Here is a 22,705-nt window from a genome sequence, read left to right on the forward strand (position 1 = left end):
ACAGTGATGTTAATTTAAAAACAATCGCTCTTGATAATAACAATGAAAGAGGATGATATTGTGAATAAATCTCAATTAATCGATCAAATCGCAGCTGATGCTGACATTTCTAAAGCGGCTGCTGGTCGTGCACTAGATTCATTCATCGAGGCTGTTTCAGGCGCTCTTAAAGATGGCGATTCAGTAGCGCTAGTTGGCTTTGGTACTTTCTCTGTACGTGAGCGCGCAGCACGTTCAGGCCGTAACCCGCAAACTGGTGAAACTATCCAGATTGCTGCAGCAAATATTCCTTCTTTCAAAGCAGGTAAAGCGCTGAAAGACGCAGTAAACTAATCAACACACGATTAGTTAGGTGAAAGATACTTAATTGCACTTAGATCAAATTAAGTATCTTAGCGCCAGTTACTTCAAGTGGAAAAGCGTATCTGGTAAGATACGCTTTTTTTACATGAGCAGGGTTGATACCAAGCCGCAATGATACTTCATTAAGCTAATTGGTATAATTTTTACCTGATCAGAATAGAGATAAATAAATGCTTGAGAAAATCAGAGAAGGTTCGCAGGGACCTGCAGCCAAAATTATTTTAGGCGCGGTGATTTTATCTTTTGCTTTAGCTGGGATTGGTGGTTATTTAGGACAAACCACAGAGCAGCCCGTTGCAGAAGTAAATGGAGTTAAAATTAGCCAAACCGAGTTCAGCCGTGCGTACCAAAACGAACGCAGCCGTTTAGAGCAACAATTTGGTGAATACTTCGCACAAATCGCTGCCGATCCAAATTACATGGCGCAAATTCGTCAAGGTGTCATCGACCGTTTAGTACAACAAGAATTGCAAACTCAACTAGCGGCAGAATTGGGTCTTCGCGTCAGTGATGAAAGTATTCGTAAAGCTATTTTAGAAATGCCTTACTTCCAAGTTGGCGGCCAATTTAGCAATGACCGTTACTTACAAGTTATTCGTCAAATGAACTTCCAACCAGACGCTTTTCGTGAGTATTTACGTGAAGATATGACACGCAGCCAATTGGTTGGTGCAGTGGCGGGCAGTGATTTTGTTTTAGAAAACGAATTAAATAATACTGTAGCGCTGCAACAACAAACACGTAGCATTGATTATGTGGTTGTTGATAAAGAGTCTTTGCAAGAGGGTATTGAAGTCACTGAGCAAGAGATTGCGGATTACTACGACTTAAACCAACCGCAGTTTTTGTCACCAGAGCAAGTATCGGTAAGCTATATTGACCTAAATGCAGCAAATCTTGAATTAGATTCAAGTGTCTCTGAAGATGACGTAAAAGCATACTATGACCAAAACAGCGCACAATACGTTGAGCCTGAAAAACGTCGTGTTTCGCATATCTTAATTGATAACAGTGAAGATGATGATGCCGCAAAAGCGAAAGCTGAAGAGCTATTAACACAGCTTAATAACGGTGCCGATTTTGCTGAATTAGCTGAATCATCATCTGATGATGTTGTTAGCGCTGAAATGGGCGGTGACTTAGATTGGATTGAACGCGACATGATGGACCCCGCGTTTGAAGACGCAACTTATGCTCTTGAAAATAAAGGTGACATATCAGGCGTTGTAGAATCAGAATTTGGTTATCACATCATTAAGCTTACTGACATCCAAACACAGCAAGTAAAACCGTATGCAGACGTAAAAGATGAACTTCGCGCTGAACTTGAACGCTCTAAGAAAGTTAATGCGTTTTATGAGAAGCAAACTCAAATGGGTGAACTTGCGTTTGAAATTTCAGATACTTTAACAGATGCCGCAGATGTAGCTGGCGTAGAAGTACAAAAAACGGAACTTGTTACACGTAATGCGTTACCTGAACCGCTAAACAACCCTCAAGTAGTTGCTGCCATTTTCTCACCTGAAGTGTTAGAAGATCGCATGAACTCAGAAGTGATTGAAGTCGGTGATGAGCATGCTATCGTTGTGCGTGTAAACGATCATAAAGCGGCTACAACTAAACCGCTAGAAGACGTTTCTGAGCAAATCAAAGCAACATTAGTAGCACAAAAAGCATCGGAACTTGCTAAAGAAAAAGCACGTACTCTGTATGCTGATATTGAAGCTGGAAAGAGCTTAAATGATGTAGCAACGGCTGAAGGACTAACTGTTCGTCAAGAAGCTGCGCTTGCTCGCCAAGCTTATACGGTGTCGCCTGCAATTGTTCAACAAGCATTTAAAATGGCACACCCTGAAGATAAGCCAGTTGTTGATGTTGTTGACCTAAGCAATGGTGATACAGCAATCGTTGCATTAAAAGCTGTTAATGAAGCACCTAAAGCTGAAATTAATGAGCAACAAAAGCAAAATATCACCATGGCTCAAGTGAATAAAAACTACATGGTATTTATTGCTGCACTTAAAGCGCAAGCTGATATTCAGGTACCAAAAGTGGTTCAAGCTGCTGAATAAGTAGCAAAACGACTTAAGTAAAAGGCGCCTCTGGCGCCTTTTTTGTTACCACAGAGAAGGAGTAATTATGCAATATAGTTTTATTGAGCAACTGCCGAGTGCCGAAGAATACTGTGAAATGCGCCGCAAAGCGGGTTTGTCGGCTCGTTCACTCGCGGCGGCTAGAGCAGGTTTACCAAATTCTCTTTATGCTATTTGTATCCGCAAAGACGAAAAGCTGATTGGTATGGGGCGTGTAATTGGCGATGGTGGTTGTAATTTTGAAGTGGTTGATATTGCTGTGGCACCTGACTACCAAGGGCAAGGCTTAGGCAGAGTGATTATGAAACATGTTGACCGTTACATTGAATCGGCAGCCTTTGAGGGCAGCTATGTCACAATGGTGGCTGATAAACCAGGTTTTTACGAAAAGCTTGGCTACAAGTTTGTCGCGCCACAAAGCCAAGGGATGTATAAAAAGTTTTGAGTATCGTAGACAAACACAGCGCAGAGCATTACACATGGGGTAACAATTGCGACGGTTGGCATTTGGTAAAGTCTAATGCACTGAGTGTAATTCAAGAACATGTTCCTGTGGGTGGAGCTGAAGTAAAGCACTACCACAAGCATGCAGAGCAATTTTTCTTCGTGCTTAGTGGTTGTGCCACTATCGAGCTTGATGGGCAAATACACCAACTGACTGCGCAACAAGGTTTGCATGTAACTGCTGGCCGAGTTCATCAGCTAACTAATCAAGGTACTGAACCATTACATTTTATCGTTACATCAACACCACCAAGCCATGGTGACAGAATTGATGTGTAAAAGCCGAGGGGAAAGAGTAAGGTTAATTGAGTGATCAAATCACCCGCATAGGAGGCGTTTTAACGCCGAACCAAACTGATAGCTGACAGCTCACTATCAGCAATTCAACAGCTTCTGTGTTACTTTTGATTGTGGATCTTGGAAGATTGCTTCAGTTTGCCCGTACTCAACAATTTCACCATGATCGAGTACCACGAGTTGGTCGCTAATATGGCGGACTAAACTTAAATGATGCGTAATCAGTACATAGCTCAAGCCCGTATCTTTTTGTAAACGTAGTAATAAGTTTACCGTTTGTGCGCGTACAGACGGGTCTAGAGACGATAAAGCCTCATCGAGAACTACAACCTTAGGGTCTAGAATTAAAGCGCGTGCAAGCGCTATGCGTTGCAACTGGCCACTACTAAACATGTGTGGGTAATAATGCTGATGATCTAATAGCAAACCCACTTTTGCGAGAGTCTGCTTTATTTTTTCTTCACGTTCATCTTTGTTTAAATCAGTGTTGTACTGTAAGCAGTCATTGAGCATATCGCCAATCGTTAAACCAGGATTGAGTGAAGCTTCAGAGTCTTGGAATATCAATCTTATATGACGACAGTCGTTATCACGTAAGCCATCATTTTCAATAATATTACCGTCCAGTAAAATTTGCCCTTTGTCGGCATTGTCGGCTCCAGCAAGTAGCTTAGCAAGGGTGCTTTTGCCTGAACCTGTTTCACCAATAATCGCAATGGTTTCGCCTTGACTTAAGCAGAACGAAATATTTTTTAGTACTGAAAAGCGTTTACGTGAGAATAACCCTGCACGTAAATTAAAACTCTTTGATAACGCTTGAACTTTTAACAGAGGTTGCATTATTTCATCGCCTTAATGAGGGGGAAATGGCAAGCATAACTGTGGCTATGATGTTTAGTCAGCTTAGGTGTTACAACACATGCTTTTTGTGCTTGTGGACAACGTGGCCCCAAACGGCAACCTATAGGTAAGTGCTGCAAGGTCGGAATAGTGCCTTTTAATGCATAAAACGGCTCTTTGTGGGCAAGGCCTTGCTCATAATCAGGTAAGCTCTTCAAAAGTGCTTGAGTATACGGGTGGTGAGGCTGACTAAAAATACGATTAGTCGGGCCTGCTTCAACCATCTGTCCGCAATATAGAACGTGCATACCATGCGACCACTCGAAGATCTCTTCCAGTTCATGAGAGATCATTAGTATCGACATGTTTTTTAGCTGGTTTAAGCTCTTTAGTAACCTGAATACCTGTGCACGGGTGGTGCTTTCAAGTGCAGTTGTCGGCTCATCAGCGATAAGTAATTTAGGAGTACGGGCAATGGCCATCGCTATCATCACTTTTTGGCAGATCCCCTCAGAAAGTTCATGAGGGTAGCTGTCGAGCACCTTTTTATGATCTTTGATACCCACTTTGTGGATCAATGCTTTTACTCTGTCTCTACGTTGTCTATTACGCTTTAAAAAAAAGCCACTGGTCGCTTGTGCGGGCAGGGTTTCAGCTATTTGATCAAATATTTTGGCTGTAGGGTCAAGACAGCGGCTGGGGTCTTGGTAGATCATTGCAATATCTTGACCGACTAGCTTCCTGCGTTGTTCTGTCGACAAGCGCATTAAATCAACGCCGCGCCAATGCATTCTATCTGCTGTGATATGCCAGCGCTTATTTAAAACTCCAACAATCGCTTTTGCAATTAAGCTTTTTCCTGAGCCAGATTCACCGACAAGAGCATGAACTTCGCCTTCTTTTAATGCTAAGCTGACCTTATCAACTGCACGAATTACTGTGTCAGAAGTGCGTAACTCTATCGTGAGATTGCGAATATCGAGTAATTGCATAGTTATTCAGCCTTACGTTCTTTAAGCACTTGGCGCAGACCATCACCTACTAAATTGGTAGACAGGACCGCTAGAAATAATAATACGCCTGGCAGGCCAACAGTCCAAGGGGCAAGATAAATTAAACCTAGGTTTTCAGCTAAAATTGCTCCCCATTCTGTAGTCGGAGGTTGTGCACCTAGCTTTAAAAAACCTAGCGCTGAAATATCGAGTATTGCTGTCGACAAAGCCATGGTAAAAATAACCACGATATGTTCGTAAATATTTGGAAAAATACCGCGTGCTAAAATATGCCAATTAGATGCGCCGTCGAGTTTAAAAGCGGTAATGTAGTCTTTGCTTAGCTCTTCAACAATTAAATTCCTTACCGAATGAATAAATTGTGGTAATAAGGCTAAGATAATCGCCCAAACTGTATTCATTAAACCAGGGCCAAGAATTGCGATGATAATTATCGCCAGTAACAGTGATGGGATAGATAACGTGATATCGAGTAAGTGATTCAAAAAGCTTGAGCGAATACCATGACTAATACCAGCAAATGTACCGACTAATACACCTATAACAGTGGTAATTAGTGCAGCAACAACAGATAGGCCAAAGGTATAAGTTGCCCCGTTCATTAAACGTGACAATACATCTCGGCCTAAATCGTCAGTACCTAACAAAAACCTAACATCGCCAGCATCATGCCAAGAAGGAGGTAGTAATAAAGCATCGCTATGCTGCTGATTCACGCCGTAAGGCGCAAGGAGTGGAGCGGATGCAGCAAGTAATGCAAGTGCTATAAACAGCCACAAACCAACTAGTGCAGGGTGATTTGTTTTAAACTTTCGCCAAAACCGCGCTAGTGGCGATTTATTCGACTCTTCAGAGAATAAATTAAACTTTGCCATGTGCTTGGTTCCGCGATAATGGATCGAATAACGTATATGTTAGTTCGGCGACTATGGTAGCCAAAATAACAAACATAGACACAGCGAGTAAGCCACCTTGAATAGCTGGGTAGTCACGTTGATAAATACTGTCGATTAGCCAGCGACCAATACCTGGCCAAGAGAAAATAACTTCCGTTATCATTGCCAGCGTTATCAAGGTACTAAACTGTAGACCAATTTGCTTGATTACAGGCAGTAATGCATTACGTAGTGCATGGTGAATAATTAATTGCGCACGGTTTAAGCCTTTTGCACGGGCTGTTTTAATATAGCTTTGATCGAGCACTTTGAGCATTGAATCACGGGTAAAGCGAACCAATACTGTTGTTGGATACATGGCTAACACGATGGTTGGTAAGGTCAAGTGATGCAGCGCATCTAAAAATGCCATGCCATGATAAGGGAAATCATCGGCAATAATGTCAATGAGGATAAAGCCCGTAACGGGCTCTACTTCGTAGAGTAACCCCATTCGGCCTGACATTGGAAACCAGCCTAATTGTAGTGAAAACACCATAATTAGTAATAGAGCTAGCCAAAATACAGGCATTGAATAGCCAACTAAGGTTCCTGAGTTAATTAATTTATCGGGCCAACGTTTATAATAAGCCGCCGCTAATATTCCGCCAGGTACACCCACTAACACAGACACAATAAGTGCGTAGGTGCTTAGTTCAAGAGTAGCAGGAAACAAATCTATAATATGCGTAAAGACACTTTCTCCCGATGCAAAAGAGATGCCCCAGTCACCCTGCATAATCCGTTCTAAAAATGCAAAATATTGTATTACATAATTTTCGCTAAAATGAAACTTCGCTTCAAGTGCATTTGTTTGAGAAAAAGTACTATTAGTAACGCCACTCAAGTTGGTCAGTGCATCACCTGGGAATAAAAAGCTTAACGAAAAAGTGAAGACACTCAATGTTAACATCATGAATAATAATAGCGCTAAACGGCGAAGAATATAGTCCAGAATCATTACTCTTTCCTCGCGTTAGCCAGTGAGATGCCTCCAAAGGGGCTTAGGCTAATACCTTTAACGTCACTACTTGCCGCTTGAAAGCGCATTCCATGTGCAATCGGCAATATCGGCATTTCTTGAACAATTATTCGCTGTGCTTGGTTATAAAACTGTTTTCGTTTTTCTAAGTCAGTGGTATCAAGAGCCTGAGTAAGTAGTAAATCGAATTCAGGATTACACCAGTTAGCGGGGTTTTTACCACTAAAAGTAGCAGTACAACTTAGTAACGGGCTCATAAAGTTATCAGGGTCAGGCGTATCGGCTGCCCATCCCAGTAGTACACTGTCGTGACGATGCTCACCAATGCGTTGTAAAAAAGTGTTCCACTCGTATTCTACAATGCTGACATTAACGCCAATTTTACGTAAATCACTTTGCATTAATTCAGCCATTTTACGTGCATTTGGGTTGTAAATTCGGCTTACTGGCATGGCCCAAATATTCATATCAAAGCCATCTTTATAGCCCGCTTCGGCAAGTAAAGTTTTAGCAAGCTCAGGGTTAAACTCGGGCATCGCTTTTTGTGCTTCAAAGGCCCACGATGCTGGAGGCAATAATGATTGTGCTTTTATGCCGTTACCGTAATACACAGCTTGCATAATTTTGTCGACATCAATGGCGCTTGCGAGGGCTTGTCGAACACGCACATCATCAAACGGCGGACGTTCCGTATTGAAGGCCCAATAACCAATGTTGAGGTTTTGCTCTTTTTGAACTTTGATATCTTCACGTTGTGACAAAATACTGAGTTGTGCGCTACTTGGGTGCGCAGTCACATCGCATTCTTTAGTGAGCATTTTCGCAACCCTTGTTGTCCCATTGGGTGTAATGTCATACACCAATTGCTCAAGCACAACGGGATGTTTCCAATAATCAGGGTTACGATAGTAACGAATTAAGCGGTCACGACGGTATTCTTTATATACATAGGGACCTGTACCAACAGGGTATTGATCAAACAGGTTCTCTTGTTTGCGATCTTTGAGCTGCATAGCATATTCTTTCGATAGCACAACAGCAAAATCCGTGGCCAAATTTGCTAAAAAGCTACTTTCAGCGTTGTATAATTCAAACCGAACTTGGTAATCAGAAACGCGTACAATACGGCGAATTAATTGATCAATACCGACACTTTGAAAATATGGGTAGTTAGCATCACCAACAAAATGGTAAGGATTGTAAACATCGAATAGGCGACTGAAGGTAAAAATAATATCATCAGCATTAAAGTCTCGGGTCGGTGTAAAGTACCGAGTAGTATGAAACTTTACCCCTTTACGGAGCATAAATGTGATGGCTTTACCATCAGGACTTATTTTCCAATCAGTGGCAAGCTCTGCCTGAAACTCAGCAGAGACAGGGTCGATGCTGAGCAAGCGGTCGTATAGCTGATTAGCAATAATATCGATAGTCGAACCAGTGGTTGTCACTTGCGGATTAAACGACACGGGGTTAGCTTCAGCGCAATACACTAAGCCTTGGTTTTTTTGTTCTGTGGTTTTTTCTTCGCTATCTAGGCAGCCTACTAAGCACACCAAAGACAAAGCAAGTAACGGTTTAAACACCTGATTAGCCTCTAACTATTGCTGCTGATCTAATAAATTGTATTTTTTCAAATAGCCACGTAATTGATGATACGTCAATTCTAAGTGTTCTGCAGTTTTCTTTTGATTAAATTGACTATATTCCAGTGCCTTTTTTATCACATCAATTTCAAAGTCATTTGATAGCTGTTTTAAATTACAAGGAAATTGAATGTCGGGCTTATTGAGTGTCACAGCATCTTGATTTTGTGATGTGGCAATAGGCGCTGCTTCAACGTTTGTAACGGGGGCACTACTCACTGCTGCTTTGACACGTTGCTTGGGTCTAAATTTACTTGCAAATGGATCTAAAATAATCTGGTGAACGGGAATATGCTCATTGCCATGACGGTATAAGCTTCGTTCAACTACATTTTTTAATTCGCGAATGTTACCTGGCCATTCATAGGATTGCAGCGTTTCGATGGCGCTACGCGTAAAGCCACTGAATAATTCCCACTCGAGGTCGCGGGCCATATTTATTGCAAATTGCTCTGCAAGCAGCATGATATCCTCTTGGCGTTCGCGCAGTGGGGGCAGGGTAATAACATCAAAAGCAAGACGGTCGAGTAAATCGCTTCTGAATTCGCCTTGTTCAGCAAGGGTCGGCAAGTCTTCATTGGTTGCGCAAACTAGGCGAGTATCGACTTTAACAGTTTGCTTACCACCAACGCGTTCAAATTCGCCATATTCAATTACGCGCAGGAGTTTTTCTTGTACCATGGCTGAGGTATTGGCTAATTCATCAAGGAATAATGTGCCGCTATTGGCGCGTTCAAATCGGCCTTCATGACGTTTGCTGGCACCGGTGAATGCGCCGCTTTCATGACCAAACAGTTCACTTTCAAGCAGGTTCTCATTCAGTGCTGCACAATTAAGCTTTATATAGTTTTGTTCCCAACGTTTAGATAAGAAATGTAAACGCGCAGCAATCAGTTCTTTACCTGTACCGCGCTCACCAATAATAAGTACAGGCTTATCAAGACTTGCCAATTGTGAAACTTGATCAAGTACGCTTAAAAAGCTGTCAGATTGGCCGAGTAAATTATCCTGTTGGCGAAATTGGCTCATATTCCCTAACTCTTAGTCATTTTTACTAAGATCTAGTGTATTTCATTATTTGTGAGAACTAAAGGAATTTATAAATTTAGTTTAACTGTTTGAATGTATTGAGTTATTCTACATCTATAAAAGTTGGCAAGCATATTGATACTAGAGATACCAACTGATTAAGTTAAAACACCAAAGAGGTAAATGTTATGGGAATTTTTTCACGTTTTGCAGACATCGTTAATTCTAATATCAATGCCATCTTAGATAAAGCAGAAGATCCAGAAAAAATGGTTCGCCTGATCATCCAAGAGATGGAAGATACATTAGTAGAAGTTCGCTCTACGTCAGCAAAAACACTTGCTGAGAAAAAGGAGCTAGTACGTCGCGTTGAAACTTTGAAAGTTCAAGTTGCAGACTGGCAAGAAAAAGCTGAATTAGCGCTCAGTAAAGACCGTGATGATTTAGCACGTGCAGCACTGATTGAAAAGCAAAAATCAGCAGATGCAGTGGCAGCAGTTGAAACAGAGCTTGAGCATGTAGAGTCTCACATCGAAAAACTACAGCAAGAAGTAAGTACGTTACAAGAGAAGCTAGCAGATGCGAAAGCGCGTCAAAAAGCAATCATCTTACGTCAACGTTCTGCTGAGTCACGTCTTGAAGTGAAAAAAGCACTCGACAGCTCAAAAGTTGAAGATGCTTTAAACCGCTTTGAGCGTTACGAAAACAAGATCGATGGTCTAGAATCACAAATAGAGTCTTATGATCTTGGTAAAAAATCATTATCAGACGAAATTGCTGGCCTTCAGCAAGACGAAAAGATTGATGATGAGCTAGCTGAGCTTAAGAAAAAATTAGCAGATAAAAAATAATAAAATGGGGGCGTGTCCCCCAATGCTTAAACACATAACGGATTGACAGGAGAGAATCATGTTCGATGCAGAAGTTTTGATGGCACCCATTATTGTATTTATGGTGGTTGTTGCCCCACTTTGGCTTATTTTACATTACCGTAGTAAAAAACAAGTGAGCCAAGGTTTAAGTGAACACGAACATCGCCAGCTGTTAGAGCTTGCACAAAAAGCAGATAAAATGGCCGAGCGTGTTGAAACATTAGAAGCCTTACTTGATCAAGAGGCTCCACAGTGGAGACGTAAAGTATGAGTACTAAACGCGAATTATTTAGAGACGCAGAGCGTGGTAAAATAGCCGGCGTGTGCGCGGGTATCAGCGACTACTTTAACATGGAGCTTTGGCTGGTACGTATTTTAGTCGTGACGGCAGTATTATTATCTGGCGGTCCATTTATTGTGGTTGCTTACATTGCTGCGTGGTTTATTTTAGATAAAAAACCAGCCGAAAAAACAGTTAAAAACGCAGATAGCATTCACCAGGACCCGCTTGAAGTAAAATTTAAGGTATGGCAAAAAGGGGAGCCACCTCGCCGTGCATTACAAGATTTAAAAGATCGTCTTGCTCGAGTTGATGGTCGTTTACAAGAGATGGAACGCTATGTCACATCAACAGAGTTTACGGTTAGCCGTGAAATCAACAAACTTTAAAGGATATAAACGCACCTTGTTTGCATCGTGAAATCAAGTGCAAATGAGGTGCCAGACATTGTATGAGCCAATCATTTGCAAAGAACACCTTCAATTCGTTAAAAAATAAAGCACAAAAAGCGCTTCATCGTAGTTTAGATCAACACGTGAAGTTAGCCGTCACAGGGTTAAGTGGCAGCGGCAAAACTGCATTTATTACCGCCTTGGTTAAACATTTAACCAGCCAAGCTGACGATAAAAACTTACCCTTTTTTGATGTGATGCGCGAAAAGCGCCATATCGCTACAAAAATAGTGCCACAGCAAGCACTGACAATTCCGACATTTGAGTACACGAATGCATTATCGGCGTTGTTACCTGTTGAAGGTGAGCCATCATGGCCTGCATCCACAGAGCGTATAAATACCTTACGTTTGGCAATTAAATACCAAAGTAACTCAGGGCTGCGTGGTCATTTTGCACCGCAATCAACACTTTATTTAGACATTATTGATTACCCCGGTGAGTGGTTACTTGATTTGCCAATGCTGGAGCAATCATTTGCTGATTGGTGTGAGTCACAATACTCTCTCTTGCAGCAAACAGCCCGTAACGAGAAGGCTAAGCCATTTTTAACCGCCCTTGCTGAACTTGATTTATCAGCCAGTGTTGATGAAAGCAAGCTGGCTGATATCGCAGCGCTTTATCAAAAGCTATTGGTTGGCCTTAAAAAAGACACCAAACTTGCCATGTTGCAACCTGGTCGCATGCTGATGCCCGGTGAGCTAAAAGGAGCGCCGTTACTGCAGTTTTTCCCAGTTGCGAATGTACCTGACGACATAACCGAAGGGTCAAACTTAGCGCATCTTAAAAAGCGCTATAAAGCCTATATAAAAGAGGTTGTAAAACCTTTTTACGAGCAGCATTTCCGTCATTTTGACCGACAAATTGTGCTGGTGGATGTGCTCAGCGCATTGAATGAAGGCAGCGAAACGCTGCATGAGCAAAGCCGCGTTATTAACCAGTTGCTGGCGCATTTTAATTATGGTGAAGCCAGCTTCTTTAAACGTTTGTTTAAACCAAACATCGATAAGTTACTGTTTGCAGCGAATAAGTCGGACCATATTAGCGCTCAATATCATAAAGATTTAGCACTATTGCTCGATTCAATCGTGCATGACCAAACGAATCATTTGAAGTTCGAAGGCGTGCAAATTGAAACCATGGCTATGTCATCTATCTGCGCTACAGAGCCGCGCCAAGTAGCAGAAAAAGGCCAGCAGTTAGCCTGTATTTATGGCAAGCCTTTAGGCGAGCAAGAATGGCTGACGTATTTACCACCACAGCCACCATCACGCCTTCTCAACAAACAAGAGTGGCCAAAACAGGGATTTGAGTTCTTATCGTTCTCGCCACTTCCATGCCCTGATAAACGGTTAAGGCATATTCGTTTAGATCATGTCATGCAGTACCTGATAGGAGACAAACTAACATGAGCGAGCATACAAAAGAGATGAACTTTCAGGCAGGTCGCCGTATTTCAAGCTCTGCGAGCAATGAAGAGCCTAAAAATGAGCTAACCATTGCGAAAGTAATAGAGAATGCTGAGTTCGTCGAAGATGCCGAAGTATTGCAAGACGACATTGAGTTAGAACCCGTGTATAAAAAGTCGAAATGGCAAACCCTAAAAGGGGTATTTGTTGTTAGCTTTTTAGTTTTAGTGTTACTTGAGTTTGCAATGTCGCTGTTTGTGACGTTTCAGCAATCAATTATTCTTGGTTCGGTGTATTTAACGGCTGTTCTCAGTGGTGTGCTATTAATTGCCCGTGTTATCTGGCGTGAGTACCGCATGCTGAGAAGCCTGAAGCGCAACCAATTACACCGCAGCGAGGCCGACCGCTTACTTAATAGCGAGCAAGTAGGTGAAGCACTGCCGTGGCTTGAAAAGCTTAATAAACATCAAGCGTTAACAGGCTTTGAAAACTTCAAGCAGCAAATTGCGAGTCATCATACCGATAAAGAAATCATGACCTTATACGCCGATAGTTTATTGGTGAGCCAAGATCAGCAAGCAAAAAAACTGATTAACCGTTTTGCGACTGAGTCAGCTTTGTTAGTTGCCCTCAGTCCACTGGCTCTAGTGGATATGATGGCCGTGTTATGGCGTGGAACTAAGCTCATTGAGCAAATTGGCCGTATTTACGGTATTGGTTTTGGTTACGCAAGCCGTATTAAATTGTATCGCTTATTGGTGAAGCAAGTGTTGTTTGTTGGCAGTGCAGAGTTGGTATCTGATCTAGCTGCCACGGCACTAAGTGCTGAATTGCTGGGGAAATTGTCGGGCCGTGCAGCACAAGGGTTAAGTGCAGGTATTTTTACTGCGCGCATAGGCTATAAAGCGATGGAACTAAGCCGTCCGTTACCTCGCTTGGAACATAAACGCAGCTTGCTAAAAGAAACCGCCAATAGTATTGCCCGTAAAATTGCTTCACGCACCAGTGATAAAGAGACCGAAAACACAAAATGACAACTTTTGTGTACAGTTAATAAAAATGGCTGAGTGATATTTAGCCATCTGAGCATCCGGCATGCTTGTGCATTGTGGGTATCTACGTTTTATTTATGAGTATGAAGTACTGATAATAAAAACGAGAACACACAATGACTAAGCATCACTTACATACACAATGTATTCATGGTCCAGAAAAACCAAATGACCCACATGGCGCACTCAGTGCGCCGCTTTACCAAACCTCTACCTTCGCATTTGCTAATGCCGCTCAAGGTGCAGCCCGATTTGCTGGCGAAGAGCAGGGCTTTATTTATACCCGTTTAGGTAATCCGACAACGCAAGAGCTTGAGCAAAAAGTAGCTCAGTTAGAAAACTGTGAAGCAGCGGCTGCAACAGCGACAGGTATGGGAGCCGTCTCTGCGTCTGTACTTAGCTTTTTACAACAAGGTGACCATCTAGTGGCATCTAGCGCGCTATACGGTTGTACCTTTGCATTTTTTGCTCACATGTTGCCGCGCTTTGGGATCGAAGTCACTTTTGTTGATATGACTAACGAAGCTGAACTACGTGGCGCGGTTAAAGCAAATTCAAAAATGATTTTTGCAGAAACACCAATCAATCCGACCATGGCAGTGCTTGATTTAAGTTTAATTGCCGACGTTGCCAAGCAGCATCAACTGATAAGCGTTATCGACAATACCTTCTTAACACCTTTGCTACAGCAACCTACTTCGTTTGGGATTGATATTGTGGTGCACAGTGCAACTAAATATCTTAATGGCCACGGTGATGTGGTGGCAGGGCTTGTGTGTGGTACAGAGGAACATATCAACCTGATAAAAATGACGGTATTAAAAGATATTGGTGCAACGATTAGCCCTCATGATGCATGGTTAATTAATCGCGGTTTAAAAACTCTCGCTGTACGAATGGAGCGCCACTGCGCGAGCGCCCAAGTCGTCGCTGAATATTTAGAGCAACACCCGTTAGTGAGCCAAGTATATTACCCAGGGCTTAAATCACACCCGGGTCATAAATTTATTGGCTCACAGATGAAAGCGCCCGGTGGTGTAATTGCCTTTGAAATAAAGGGCAGTCTAGAAGATGGTGAAACATTTATAAATAACACGCAACTTTGCACCCTTGCGGTCAGTTTAGGGGATGCTGAAACCCTCATTCAACACCCTGCATCAATGACCCATTCGCCTTATACACCTGAAGAAAGAGCAGCCGCAGGTATTAGTGATGGCCTAATTCGCTTATCAGTTGGTTTAGAAGATGTTAACGATGTAATTAACGATCTTAAAACTGCATTTACATTTATTGGTTAGTGTGTAATTTAAAGTTTACATGAGTTTGACCCTAAATCCCTTTATTTTAAGGTTGTGTAAACTTATTGATCTTTTGGTGTATTCTTAAGTTTACATATGGGTTGTTTTTGAAAGTCTCGAAAACAACCCTAGCTATTAAACTTTTGCTTACTTTTAAATAGTATCAACCAACAAGTTAATGAAACTCTGATCGATGCTGATCACGATTTAACGAAGAAGGTTATTATGGCTAAAGCAAGTAATTACACCTCCAAGCAACCTGATGAAAATGGGGTTATCCATTGGAGCGAAGAAGAAAATAAAATATGGTCTGAGCTCGTTGCTCGCCAACTCGCTTGCATCGAAGGTAAAGCCTGTGATGAATATTTAGCAGGTCTCAAGAAAATCAATTTACCAACAGATCGTATTCCACAACTTAGCGAACTCAACGAAGTGCTACTCGAAACTACGGGCTGGCAAGTTGCGCCTGTTCCGGCACTGATTGATTTTGATGAGTTCTTTCGTTTATTAGCAAACAAGCAGTTCCCAGTTGCGACGTTTATTCGTAGTCGTGAAGAGTTTGACTACTTACAAGAGCCAGATATCTTCCATGAGATTTTTGGTCACTGCGCCATGCTAACTAACCCTGCATTTGCTGAGTTTACTCACAAATACGGCCAGTTAGGCTATGCCGCTGAAAAGAAAGATCGTGTTTATTTAGCGCGTCTTTACTGGTTTACTGTTGAGTTTGGTTTGATGCAAACTGAGCAAGGCCTGCGTATCTATGGTGGCGGTATTTTATCGAGCCCTGGCGAAACACAGTATGTATATTCAGATAAGCCAGAAATCAATGCAATGGATGTATTAGATGTGCTTCGTACACCTTATCGTATTGATATAATGCAACCTGTGTACTACACCATAAGCTCAATCAATGACTTATTCGATATTTCACAAATGGATATCATGTCGCTGGTGAGTAAAGCAAAAGAATTAGGGCTACATGAGCCAAAGTTTCCACCTAAAGAAAAATTAGCAAGTTAAGGATTTACAATGTCTTCATTAAGCACACAAAAGTGTGAAGCGTGTCGTGCGGATGCGCCGAAAGTATCTGATGCTGAATTAGCAGAATTGATTAAAATGATCCCTGATTGGGTTCCTGAAGTGCGCGACGGCATTATGCAATTAGAGCGTGTTTACAAGTTTAAAAACTTCAAGCAAGCACTTGAGTTCACAAATAAAGTGGGTGATATGGCCGAAGAGGAAGGTCACCACCCAGGTCTTTTAACCGAGTGGGGTAAAGTAACCGTTACTTGGTGGAGTCATTCAATTAAAGGCTTACACAAAAACGATTTTATTTGTGCTGCTAAAACAGATGACGTATTTGCTGCATTATAAAAAGTATCTCTAAAACTTTTAAAGGCGTAATCGCAAGATTACGCCTTTTTGCTTTTGCAAAGGGGAAAAGTAACATGATGAGAGTTTTAAGGAATACGATGAAAAATAAAAATTTATTAATTTCTACTCTGTTTATTTTTTTACCGCTTATCGATAGTTTGTTTGTTCCTCAAGTGTTTGGTATTCAATGGCATAGCCCCAAAATGATGTATCAGATAGGGGTTTATCTGATGTTTATAAAATTACTTATGGTGATAGTGGGTATTTTTATCCTTCTTAAACATGAAAGATTACTCTATCAAGATACAAAACCTATTCGTTTGATTCGGCTGTTATCTTTTATCTTCGCAGGGTTGCAAGTGGTGATAATGGCATCTGTTTGTTTTTGGTATTTAGTGGCAGGCACTCAGGCAAAGCATTTTAAGCAGCAACAACATATTAATGTTTTTACCGCAGATTATGGTGTTTTTGCTGATGTTTACCATCACTTTACTTATCTTTGTTATGACAAACAGGGTTTTTATCATCAAGAACCAATAGCTTCTTTACAATGGCTAGGGGAATTTAGTTTTACTGTGAATCAAGATGAATTAATTATTCATCATGAAGATAGCTTGGGTGAGCACAGCAAACATATTTCACTGCAAGGTTTTAATTGTTCTTAATGCAATTAACACCTTTGCTCTTATCAGATATTTCGTAAATTAATCTTTTTTCGTATTAAACATTTCATTTACATACATTGTTTCTATACTTTGTTTAAGCATCCTATCAAGGACTCTTAATGCAGTGGACGCAACGTTAAACAGAGAGAACGTTATGTTTACTAAGTTAAAGTTAAATACCCAGCTGTACCTAGCCTTTGGTGCAATGGTCCTTCTTCTTGGTGTTGTTAGTGTTGTTGCACTTATCGCACTTAATTCTGGATACGAAAATTTTGTAGATTATCGTGCAAATGCACGTGATAGTAATATTTCAGGTCGAATCCAATCAAATGTTTTAAGTCTTCGCTTAAGTGCTCTTAAGTACTTAAAGGATCAGAACCAAGCAAGTATTAATGAATTTACTAATCGCTATCAATTACTAAATGATCTCATCCAATCTGGAAAGCGGCAGTTTAATGATGCAAACAAAGTTAAAGCGATCACAACCATAGAGCAAGAGGCGTTAACTTATAAATCAGCCTTTGAAAAAATTGTTAACCTCATTAATAAGCGAAATGAAATCGTATCCAACATGCTTGATGCCAATGGTAAATATATGCGAGAGGGGATCAGTGAAATAATTCAATTAAGTATGCAAAAAAATGATGTTTCAGCTTTGTTTTACAGCTCACAAGTACAAGAGTCACTCTTATTAGGTCGTTTATATGCCGCTAAGTTTCTTGTCAATAACACGCAAGAAGAACTTAATAGGGCGAAACAAGAGTTTACAGTTTTATTGGACAAACTAGAGAGTTTGGCAAAAACAGTGAATGGCAATAAAGAGCAAACGTTACTCGCAGATATAAAACTCAGAAACAATGAATACATTGAAGGCTTAGTGCTCGTTAACGAAGCAATTAGCGAACGTAATAAAGTGATATCAGGTACCTTAGATAAAATAGGCCCTGCAATTGCCGAGCAAATAGAGCAAATAAAATTAGCAAGTCAAAATCGTCAAGATGAAATCGGTCCGATGCTACAAGCTAGCAGCAAAAATGCGATTAATACGATTTTAGTGTTTTCGCTAATTATTATTGCTGTAGGGATTTTCTTAAGTATTTTTATATCTCGGCTCATAAAAGCACCTATTGGTGGCGAGCCAAGCGAAATAGCTCGTATTGTTCAATCAATAGCACAAGGAGATTTAACCTATCGTTTTAGTCAGCAGGGTAATGAAACGGGTATCTATTTAGCGATGCGGGACATGGTGGCTAAACTTAATGAAATGCTCACTCAAATCAGTGACTCAACGACTCAAGTTTCGCAAACTTCGCAAGAGTTAACTACCATCACAACAAATTCTAAGACAGGTGCTGAACACCAATCAGACCAACTGACGCAAACAGCCACAGCAATGCATGAAATGTCTGCAACAATCAATGAAATAACCCAAAGTGCGCAATTAGCGGCAGAGGCAGCTACAAAAGCAGATAACGAGGTTTTAACAGGCACACAAGTGGTCTCGCAAACGCATGCTGCGATGGGAGAACTTGTAGAAACCATGCTTCATGTTAGTAAAACTATTGCTAATTTAGAGGCTGAGACAGAGTCTGTTGGCTCAATACTGGATGTGATCAGAGGGATAGCGGATCAAACTAATCTACTTGCTTTGAATGCAGCAATTGAAGCTGCAAGAGCAGGAGAGCAAGGGCGCGGGTTCGCAGTTGTTGCTGATGAGGTTAGATCATTAGCTAGTCGTACTCAACAGAGCACCGAAGAAATACAAGTAATGATTTCAAACTTACAAAATGAAGCGAAGAAATCAGTAGACTCAATGAAAGAAAATATGGTCAGTGTTGAGCAAACAGCAGAAAAAACAGAGCAAACAGGCAGCGTGCTTGAACAAATATCGCAATCAGTAGGGACCATTAAAGATATGAATGTACAAATAGCGAGTGCTTCTGAAGAGCAAAATGTTGTCAGTCAGCAAATTAGTGAAAGTGTGCAGCATGTGAATGAGAAAGCTCATGAAACAATGGATGGAGCAGAGCAAGCTGCTGCTATTGCTGATGGGCTGGCGCAAACAGCGCTGGAACTTGATCAGATTGTGAAGCAATTTAAAGTTGCTTAAAAGCACTTATTCAAGCCAGCTATTGCTGGCTTGAATAATGCCACATCGATTAAATCACAGAGATACAAGCTAGCTTTACTTGTTAATCTTTACGTGTGTCTAACATATCATCATGTTTTTCTAAATCCCAAGGAAGATCGCCTGGACTGTTATCTAAAAAGTGTAAATAGTTTTCAAATTGGTCGAGAATATCTTTCACAACATCATTTTCTTCAAAGCCATAAATATCGTATGACAACCCACCGCGACGTAAAAACACTTCTGCACGATAATACAGTTGCGATTCACTATCTGCAGCGGCGGGCTCGGCATATGCGAAGCCCGGTTTAACATGTTCGGTAAGCCTAATATCATATACAAAGTCGACATGGTGATGGCGTGTTACTGTTAGATATGCTCGGCCAATATCACTGTCAATATCAACAGTGGCTTGCCAATTACGGTTAATTAGCTCGCTTTGAACTTCTTTCATAGCAGTTACAACAATCTCGTTTATAAATGCATGCACCTCTTGCTTATTAGGGTAATCAATCATTGCTTTTAAGCGATGTTTCCACAGAGAAAGGTCTAAATTTTTATTAATGAGCGTATGAGCTTGTAAACTCATATCTCGGTGGCCCTCAATACGAAGAGCACGCCATAGCCCCGCACAGGCTAGTAGCATAATAATAGCAAAGGGCAGGGCACTGGCTATGGTCATTGTTTGAAGTGCTTTAAGGCCACCTGCTAAAAGTAATACCGCAGCAACAGCACCTTCGAGTACAGCCCAAAAAACTCGCTGCCAAGCAGGGGTATGAATACTGCCGCCTGATGCTAATGAATCAATAACTAATGAACCCGAATCAGATGACGTCACGAAGAACGTGATAATCAAAATAACAGTTAAGAAAGAGGCAAATGATGAAAGCGGTAACGCATTGAATAATTGAAATAAAGCAACAGCGTGATTTGCTTCAACATCAGTAATAAGTGAATTTAACCCTTCGTTCATTATCAAGTTTAATGCTGTGTCACCAAAAATGGAAAACCATAAAAAAGTAAATAAACTAGGCACTAACATGACACCCACAACAAATTGCCTGATTGTTCTACCACGGCTTATTTTTGCTATAAACATGCCAACAAAAGGGGCCCAAGCGATAGTCCAGCCAAAGATAAATAGTGTCCAATTTCCTATCCAGTCACTGCGGGTATATGCTTGTAAGTTAAAGGTTCTTTCTACAATTCCACTTAAGTAGCTACCTGTATTTTGTAAAAATGATTCTAAGATATGGATACTTGAACCAACAAAAAATACAAACAACATTAACGTTATAGCGATAGCCATATTGAGTATAGATAGGCGTTTTACTCCCTTATCTAACCCCGCTACTACCGATAAAGTTGCAGCACCGGTTATGACGGCTATGGTGACAATTTGCACTGTAGTACTAATGGGAATATCTTCCCACAAATAATGTAAGCCAGCATTAATTTGCGTAACAGATAAGCCTAATGTGGTTGCAATCCCGAACAAGGTTCCCAAAATTGCAAATATATCGACGCAATGACCAATAGGGCCATGGATCTTATCACCAATTAGCGGGTATAAGGCTGAGCGAATGGATAATGGAAGACCATGGCGAAATGCAAAGTAGGCAAGAACAAGACCGACGACGCCATAAATTGCCCAAATGTGAAAGCCCCAGTGAAAAAATGCGATTTGCATCGCTTGCTTTGCTGCATCAATAGTTTCTGCTGCGCCACTAGGCGGTGAGGAATAGTGAAGCACAGGCTCTGCAACACCGAAGTAAAGAAGTGCCACACCATAGCCTGCCGAGAAGAGCATAGCAAACCACTCTAAAGAGCTATATTCGGGTTCTGCGTGAGCGGGGCCTAACTTTATATTACCCCAGCTAGAGGCTGCTATGGACACTATAAATACTAAGAATACCGCAACAGATAACATATAAAACCAGCCGAAGGTTTCTGTTATCCAAGATAGCGTTACTGAAAATGCTTTACCTGCTTGTTCAGGATCACTGATTGTACCAAGCACAAGTAAAAAGATAATAGAGACTGCCGGTAAAAATACGGGTAGTAAAATAGTTGAGCGTAAGGTTTTTCTTGCCATAAATAAATCCTTTATTTTAAAGCTAACTTTAAGCGTACTTACCAACTACCTTATTGGATCAAACCATTAATAGCTAGTTATAAAGGATTGTTTTTAAATATATTGATTGCTTTTCCAATATTAAGGGGGAGTTAATAAAGATGTACTAAGCGCATCAAAAATAAGTGCATTAACGTTAACTGGTAGACTCTAATTTAGGAGTACACAACTCGTACTAGATAGTATAAATAAAGTAGCTCCTAATTTACTATTTTAAGCCTTCTTTTAAGGGGAGAATTTAAAGTTTACCTTGCACCTCAACTTCTTAACCTGTTTGTAATTGTTCGGCACCTCGGATAATAACTATATCGCCAGCACTAAAAATCACTTCAGTGAGGTAAGCAGTGGGTCAGAAGTAACGCCAAATAATAGCAAAGCAGATACACGATGAAACATATATGTGAAATAAGGTGTCACAATTTAAGCAAAAACTTAAATAGACGAGTATAAAAAAGCGCCAACCATTATGGCTAGCGCTGTTATGAAAACCTGCTATTGCAAGCAGTTACTCGTCAATTGAACGAAGGAGGGCATTAATACCCACTTTTTCACGAGTTTGTTGATCTACTTTTTTTACGATGATGGCAGCGTAAAGGCTGTGTGAACCATCTTTTGAAGGCAATGAGCCTGGCACAACAACTGCACCGGCAGGTACGCGACCGTAATGGATCTCACCTGTTTCACGGTCATAAATGCGCGTACTTTGGCTGATGTATACACCCATTGAGATAACGGCGCCTTCTTCAACAACAACACCTTCAACAATCTCAGAGCGTGCGCCAATAAAGCAGTTGTCTTCGATAATCGTAGGGTTTGCTTGCAGTGGTTCAAGTACGCCACCTATGCCTACACCACCAGATAAGTGTACGTTTTTACCAATTTGAGCACACGAGCCAACGGTTGCCCATGTATCAACCATGGTGCCTTCATCAACGTAAGCGCCGATGTTGACATAAGATGGCATGAGTACCACGTTTTTGCCTACGAAACTCCCTTTACGAGCAACCGCATTAGGCACAACACGCATGCCACCTTGTTGGAATTGCTCTGGTGTGTAGTCGCTAAATTTAAGTGGTACTTTGTCGTAGAATTGATTAACACCATCGTTCATTGGCTGGTTATCACGAATACGAAAAGATAATAGCACCGCTTTTTTCAACCATTGATGTACAACCCACTCACCACTGATTTTTTCAGCAACACGCGCAGCGCCGCTATCAAGTAGTTCAAGTGCGTCGACAATAGCTTGTTTCACGTCGCTTGATACCGTGCTTGGGCTGATGCTATCGCGGTTGTCCCAAGCGTTTTCGATCATGGTTTTTAAATCTGACATAAG

The 22,705-nt window shown here is 41.2% G+C and carries 22 protein-coding genes; 14 read left to right on the top strand and 8 right to left on the bottom strand.

From position 1 onward, the window contains the following. Positions 1–42 precede the first annotated feature (42 nt). From PAARA_RS15200 to PAARA_RS15215, 4 genes are all read left to right on the top strand, one after another. Positions 43–333, top strand: a complete 291-nt coding sequence (locus PAARA_RS15200) for an HU family DNA-binding protein (protein ID WP_175580427.1) — start codon at positions 43–45, stop codon at positions 331–333. Positions 334–533: 200 nt separating this feature from the next. After that, positions 534–2,435, top strand: coding sequence for a peptidylprolyl isomerase (ppiD, locus tag PAARA_RS15205; RefSeq protein ID WP_062569852.1), 1,902 nt, complete (start codon positions 534–536; stop codon positions 2,433–2,435). Between the two features lie 67 nt (positions 2,436–2,502). Then, complete coding sequence (locus tag PAARA_RS15210; protein WP_062569853.1) at positions 2,503–2,901, top strand: GNAT family N-acetyltransferase; 399 nt, start codon at positions 2,503–2,505, stop codon at positions 2,899–2,901. Next, positions 2,898–3,239, top strand: a complete 342-nt coding sequence (locus tag PAARA_RS15215; protein WP_062569854.1) for a cupin domain-containing protein — start codon at positions 2,898–2,900, stop codon at positions 3,237–3,239. Before PAARA_RS15210 ends, PAARA_RS15215 begins: the two co-directional genes overlap by 4 nt. Positions 3,240–3,335: 96 nt before the next feature. On the opposite strand, the gene PAARA_RS15220 is transcribed toward PAARA_RS15215, so the two are convergent. The 6 genes from PAARA_RS15220 to pspF are packed head-to-tail and all read right to left on the bottom strand — an operon-like array spanning position 3,336 to position 9,702. Continuing rightward, positions 3,336–4,097: an ATP-binding cassette domain-containing protein gene (locus PAARA_RS15220; protein ID WP_062569855.1), complete on the bottom strand. Its 762-nt coding sequence runs from the start codon at positions 4,095–4,097 to the stop codon at positions 3,336–3,338. After that, positions 4,097–5,089, bottom strand: a complete 993-nt coding sequence (locus tag PAARA_RS15225; RefSeq protein WP_062569856.1) for a peptide ABC transporter ATP-binding protein — start codon at positions 5,087–5,089, stop codon at positions 4,097–4,099. Before PAARA_RS15225 ends, PAARA_RS15220 begins: the two co-directional genes overlap by 1 nt. Before the next feature lie 2 nt (positions 5,090–5,091). Then, entirely contained in the window at positions 5,092–5,985 is an 894-nt protein-coding gene (locus tag PAARA_RS15230) for an ABC transporter permease subunit (protein WP_062569857.1), read from the bottom strand. Then, positions 5,972–7,006: an ABC transporter permease gene (locus PAARA_RS15235; RefSeq protein WP_062569858.1), complete on the bottom strand. Its 1,035-nt coding sequence runs from the start codon at positions 7,004–7,006 to the stop codon at positions 5,972–5,974. Before PAARA_RS15235 ends, PAARA_RS15230 begins: the two co-directional genes overlap by 14 nt. After that, a complete protein-coding gene (locus tag PAARA_RS15240) occupies positions 7,006–8,613 on the bottom strand; it encodes an ABC transporter substrate-binding protein (RefSeq protein WP_062569859.1) in 1,608 nt (535 codons plus the stop codon). The genes PAARA_RS15235 and PAARA_RS15240 overlap by 1 nt, the downstream gene beginning before the upstream one ends. Before the next feature lie 15 nt (positions 8,614–8,628). Beyond that, positions 8,629–9,702, bottom strand: coding sequence for a phage shock protein operon transcriptional activator (gene pspF, locus PAARA_RS15245; protein ID WP_062569860.1), 1,074 nt, complete (start codon positions 9,700–9,702; stop codon positions 8,629–8,631). 188 nt (positions 9,703–9,890) lie between these two features. Between pspF and pspA the strand changes: the two genes are divergently transcribed. The 10 genes from pspA to PAARA_RS15295 all read left to right on the top strand — a co-directional run bounded on the left by pspA (position 9,891) and on the right by PAARA_RS15295 (position 19,217). Then, the gene (gene pspA, locus PAARA_RS15250) at positions 9,891–10,553 is read left to right on the top strand and encodes a phage shock protein PspA (protein WP_062569861.1); all 663 of its coding nucleotides are present in this window, start codon (positions 9,891–9,893) and stop codon (positions 10,551–10,553) included. 58 nt (positions 10,554–10,611) lie between these two features. Further along, positions 10,612–10,845, top strand: a complete 234-nt coding sequence (pspB, locus tag PAARA_RS15255; protein WP_036969793.1) for an envelope stress response membrane protein PspB — start codon at positions 10,612–10,614, stop codon at positions 10,843–10,845. Continuing rightward, a complete protein-coding gene (pspC, locus tag PAARA_RS15260) occupies positions 10,842–11,243 on the top strand; it encodes an envelope stress response membrane protein PspC (protein ID WP_062569862.1) in 402 nt (133 codons plus the stop codon). Before pspB ends, pspC begins: the two co-directional genes overlap by 4 nt. Before the next feature lie 62 nt (positions 11,244–11,305). After that, the gene (locus PAARA_RS15265) at positions 11,306–12,718 is read left to right on the top strand and encodes a YcjX family GTP-binding protein (RefSeq protein WP_062569863.1); all 1,413 of its coding nucleotides are present in this window, start codon (positions 11,306–11,308) and stop codon (positions 12,716–12,718) included. Beyond that, positions 12,715–13,749, top strand: a complete 1,035-nt coding sequence (locus tag PAARA_RS15270; protein ID WP_062569864.1) for a YcjF family protein — start codon at positions 12,715–12,717, stop codon at positions 13,747–13,749. The genes PAARA_RS15265 and PAARA_RS15270 overlap by 4 nt, the downstream gene beginning before the upstream one ends. Before the next feature lie 134 nt (positions 13,750–13,883). Continuing rightward, a complete protein-coding gene (megL, locus tag PAARA_RS15275; RefSeq protein WP_062569865.1) occupies positions 13,884–15,065 on the top strand; it encodes a methionine gamma-lyase in 1,182 nt (393 codons plus the stop codon). Positions 15,066–15,254: 189 nt separating this feature from the next. Further along, positions 15,255–16,088, top strand: a complete 834-nt coding sequence (gene phhA, locus PAARA_RS15280) for a phenylalanine 4-monooxygenase (protein ID WP_228074484.1) — start codon at positions 15,255–15,257, stop codon at positions 16,086–16,088. 9 nt (positions 16,089–16,097) lie between these two features. Next, complete coding sequence (locus PAARA_RS15285) at positions 16,098–16,442, top strand: 4a-hydroxytetrahydrobiopterin dehydratase (protein ID WP_036969771.1); 345 nt, start codon at positions 16,098–16,100, stop codon at positions 16,440–16,442. A 98-nt stretch (positions 16,443–16,540) separates the two neighbouring features. Further along, on the top strand, positions 16,541–17,107 hold the full coding sequence (locus PAARA_RS15290) for a hypothetical protein (RefSeq protein WP_062569867.1): 567 nt from the start codon (positions 16,541–16,543) through the stop codon (positions 17,105–17,107). A 154-nt stretch (positions 17,108–17,261) separates the two neighbouring features. Further along, positions 17,262–19,217 carry a methyl-accepting chemotaxis protein gene (locus PAARA_RS15295; protein ID WP_062569868.1) on the top strand — a complete coding sequence of 652 codons (1,956 nt, stop codon included), beginning with the start codon at positions 17,262–17,264 and terminating at the stop codon, positions 19,215–19,217. Between the two features lie 82 nt (positions 19,218–19,299). Here the strand turns inward: PAARA_RS15295 and PAARA_RS15300 are convergent, their stop codons facing one another. Together PAARA_RS15300 and dapD are read right to left on the bottom strand one after the other, a co-directional pair. Continuing rightward, entirely contained in the window at positions 19,300–21,330 is a 2,031-nt protein-coding gene (locus PAARA_RS15300) for a BCCT family transporter (RefSeq protein ID WP_062569869.1), read from the bottom strand. Positions 21,331–21,874: 544 nt separating this feature from the next. Continuing rightward, on the bottom strand, positions 21,875–22,702 hold the full coding sequence (dapD, locus tag PAARA_RS15305) for a 2,3,4,5-tetrahydropyridine-2,6-dicarboxylate N-succinyltransferase (protein ID WP_062569870.1): 828 nt from the start codon (positions 22,700–22,702) through the stop codon (positions 21,875–21,877). Positions 22,703–22,705: the final 3 nt, after the last annotated feature.

This window comes from Pseudoalteromonas arabiensis, from assembly GCF_001550155.1.
GTDB classification, from domain to species: Bacteria; Pseudomonadota; Gammaproteobacteria; order Enterobacterales; family Alteromonadaceae; genus Pseudoalteromonas; species Pseudoalteromonas arabiensis.

Coding starts and splice junctions, on each gene's coding strand:
- pspB (WP_036969793.1), top strand. CDS start 10,612: ATGTTCGATGCAGAAGTTTTGATGGCACCCATTATTGTATTTATGGTG.
- PAARA_RS15285 (WP_036969771.1), top strand. CDS start 16,098: ATGTCTTCATTAAGCACACAAAAGTGTGAAGCGTGTCGTGCGGATGCG.
- pspA (WP_062569861.1), top strand. CDS start 9,891: ATGGGAATTTTTTCACGTTTTGCAGACATCGTTAATTCTAATATCAAT.
- megL (WP_062569865.1), top strand. CDS start 13,884: ATGACTAAGCATCACTTACATACACAATGTATTCATGGTCCAGAAAAA.
- PAARA_RS15220 (WP_062569855.1), bottom strand. CDS start 4,097: ATGCAACCTCTGTTAAAAGTTCAAGCGTTATCAAAGAGTTTTAATTTA.
- PAARA_RS15295 (WP_062569868.1), top strand. CDS start 17,262: ATGTTTACTAAGTTAAAGTTAAATACCCAGCTGTACCTAGCCTTTGGT.
- dapD (WP_062569870.1), bottom strand. CDS start 22,702: ATGTCAGATTTAAAAACCATGATCGAAAACGCTTGGGACAACCGCGAT.
- PAARA_RS15235 (WP_062569858.1), bottom strand. CDS start 7,006: ATGATTCTGGACTATATTCTTCGCCGTTTAGCGCTATTATTATTCATG.
- pspC (WP_062569862.1), top strand. CDS start 10,842: ATGAGTACTAAACGCGAATTATTTAGAGACGCAGAGCGTGGTAAAATA.
- PAARA_RS15265 (WP_062569863.1), top strand. CDS start 11,306: ATGAGCCAATCATTTGCAAAGAACACCTTCAATTCGTTAAAAAATAAA.
- PAARA_RS15230 (WP_062569857.1), bottom strand. CDS start 5,985: ATGGCAAAGTTTAATTTATTCTCTGAAGAGTCGAATAAATCGCCACTA.
- PAARA_RS15200 (WP_175580427.1), top strand. CDS start 43: ATGAAAGAGGATGATATTGTGAATAAATCTCAATTAATCGATCAAATC.
- PAARA_RS15210 (WP_062569853.1), top strand. CDS start 2,503: ATGCAATATAGTTTTATTGAGCAACTGCCGAGTGCCGAAGAATACTGT.
- ppiD (WP_062569852.1), top strand. CDS start 534: ATGCTTGAGAAAATCAGAGAAGGTTCGCAGGGACCTGCAGCCAAAATT.
- PAARA_RS15290 (WP_062569867.1), top strand. CDS start 16,541: ATGAAAAATAAAAATTTATTAATTTCTACTCTGTTTATTTTTTTACCG.
- PAARA_RS15300 (WP_062569869.1), bottom strand. CDS start 21,330: ATGGCAAGAAAAACCTTACGCTCAACTATTTTACTACCCGTATTTTTA.
- PAARA_RS15225 (WP_062569856.1), bottom strand. CDS start 5,089: ATGCAATTACTCGATATTCGCAATCTCACGATAGAGTTACGCACTTCT.
- PAARA_RS15270 (WP_062569864.1), top strand. CDS start 12,715: ATGAGCGAGCATACAAAAGAGATGAACTTTCAGGCAGGTCGCCGTATT.
- pspF (WP_062569860.1), bottom strand. CDS start 9,702: ATGAGCCAATTTCGCCAACAGGATAATTTACTCGGCCAATCTGACAGC.